Below are 2,615 nucleotides of genomic sequence, written 5' to 3'. Positions count from 1 at the left end.
TTTCTTCATTTCTTTCCATTTGGATACTTTTTGTGTATCGCTATTTCAGGACAAGACAATAAAAATATATAAAAAAACGCTTCATTTTTGTGAAGCGTTTTTTATTTGTTCTAAACTTAAATTATTTTAATTCCCCTAAAATACGATTAAATGTAGCGCTTGGTCGCATGGCTTTGTCAGTTAATTCAAAATTTGGATGATAATAACCACCAATTGCCTGAGGTTTTCCTTGTGCAGCGATTAATTCTTCATTAATTTTAGCTTCATTAGCAGTTAAATCAGTTGCAATAGGAGTGAAGATAGCTTTTAATTCAGCATCTTTATCTTGATTAGCTAAAGCTTGAGCCCAATATAAAGCCAAATAAAAGTGTGAACCTCTATTGTCAATTCCACCAATTTTTCTTGATGGAGATTTATCTGTTTCTAAGAATTTTTCGGTCGCAGCATCTAATGTTTCTGATAAAACTAAAGCTTTTGTATTATTAAAAACAGTACCTAAATGTTCGTAAGAAACACCTAAAGCTAAAAATTCACCTAATGAGTCCCAACGTAAATAACCTTCTTCAATAAATTGCTCAATATGTTTTGGAGCAGAACCACCAGCACCCGTTTCAAATAAACCACCACCATTCATTAATGGTACAATCGATAACATTTTTGCAGATGTTCCAACTTCTAAAATTGGAAATAAATCCGTTAAATAATCACGTAAAACATTTCCAGTAACTGAAATTGTGTCTAAACCTTTAACGATTCTTTCTAAAGAGAATTTAGTAGCATCAACTGGATTCATGACACGAATATCTAAACCAGTTGTATCGTAATCTTTTAAATATAAATTTACTTTTTCTATGATTTGTCTGTCATGAGCTCTGTTTTCATCCAACCAAAAGATTGCTGGTACATTAGTTGCTTTAGCTCTATTCACGGCTAATTTAACCCAATCTTGAATTGGAGCATCTTTCACTTGACACATTCTAAAAATGTCACCTGTTTCAACAGTTTGTTCCATGATTACATTTCCAGATGCATCTTTCACTTTCACAGTTCCGTTTGCAGTCATTTGGAAAGTCTTGTCATGTGAACCGTATTCTTCTGCTTTTTGAGCCATTAATCCAACGTTTGGAACACTTCCCATTGTTTTTGGATCTAAAGCACCATTAGCTTTACAGAAATCTATGGTTGCTTGATAAACACCAGCATAACATCTGTCTGGAACAATGGCTTTTGTATCTTGCGATTTTCCGTCTTTATTCCACATTTGCCCTGAATTACGAATCATGGCAGGCATAGAAGCATCCACAATAACATCAGAAGGAACGTGTAAGTTAGTAATTCCTTTATCAGAATTTACCATAGCCAATGCTGGTCCATTTTCCATTGCTGCGTTTATAGCTGCTTCAACTTCAGCTTGCTTAGCATTTCCTTGAATTTTTGCATAAACATCACCCAATCCGTTTTTGGTATCAACACCTAATTCTTTAAATAAATCAGCATATTTTGCAAAAACATCTTTAAAGTAAACTTCCACAAAGGCTCCGAAAATTAAAGGATCAGAAATTTTCATCATAGTTGCTTTTAAGTGCACTGAAAACAAAACACCTTTTGCTTTAGCATCAACTACTTGTTCAGCAATAAACTTCTTTAAAGAAGCCATATTCATTACAGACGAATCAATGATTTCACCTGCTTTTAATGGAGAACTTCCTTTTAAAGTTTGTGTTGAACCATCAGCTCCTTCAAATTCGATTGAGAAACTTCCAGCATCTTTCACGGTTACAGATTTTTCTGTTCCATAAAAATCACCACTTTCCATGTGAGCAACATGTGATTTTGAGTCAGAAGACCAAGCACCCATTGAATGAGGATGTGCTTTCGCATAATTTTTAACGGCTTTTGGAGCACGTCTATCCGAATTGCCTTCGCGTAAAACAGGATTCACTGCCGAACCTAAAACTTTAGCATAAGAAGCTTTGATAGCTTTTTGTTCATCTGTATTTGCTTCTTCTGGAAAATTTGGAATAGCAAATCCTTGAGATTGTAATTCAGCAATAGCCTCTTTTAATTGAGGAACAGAAGCTGATATATTTGGTAGTTTTATAATATTAGCTTCAGGTTGAGTTGCTAATTGACCTAATTCTGAAAGTGCATCAGCTACTTTTTGGTCATCATTTAAATATTCTGGGAAATTAGATAAAATTCTTCCTGCTAAAGAGATATCTCTTGTTTCTAAATCAATATTTGCAGGTTTTGAGAAAGCTTGTACTATTGGTAAAAACGAGTGTGTGGCCAACATTGGAGCTTCATCGGTAATCGTATAAATAATTTTTGACTTGTTTGACATGAATGTTATTATTTTTAAATTAAAAAATTCAATAGACTCAATAAAATAAGGATTTGTTATTTTTTTAAGCCTCGCAAATATAAGAAAATAGAACCTAAAAAAAGAGTCATTGGGACGAAATCGTTTGAATTATTGATTTCTTATTATTTGATGTTGAAATTATTAAATTGATAATTATACGTTACAAATAATGTCTGAGTTGTCCTAAAAAAGGTTGACTCGTTAATAATTCAAATATAGTTAAATCGTAACAGAATTAATTCTGTTACGA

The 2,615-nt window shown here is 32.9% G+C and carries 1 protein-coding gene; it reads right to left on the bottom strand.

The annotated features are described in order from the left end of the window. Positions 1 to 121: 121 nt before the first annotated feature. On the bottom strand, positions 122 to 2,344 hold the full coding sequence (locus ACTF56_RS12945; RefSeq protein WP_438967329.1) for an NADP-dependent isocitrate dehydrogenase: 2,223 nt from the start codon (positions 2,342 to 2,344) through the stop codon (positions 122 to 124). Positions 2,345 to 2,615 lie beyond the last annotated feature (271 nt).

The sequence above is a fragment of the Flavobacterium sp. genome (genome assembly GCF_965657075.1).
Lineage (GTDB): Bacteria > Bacteroidota > Bacteroidia > Flavobacteriales > Flavobacteriaceae > Flavobacterium.
Note: the sequence above shows the minus strand (reverse complement) of the source record. Positions and strands in the feature narration are given on the sequence as shown.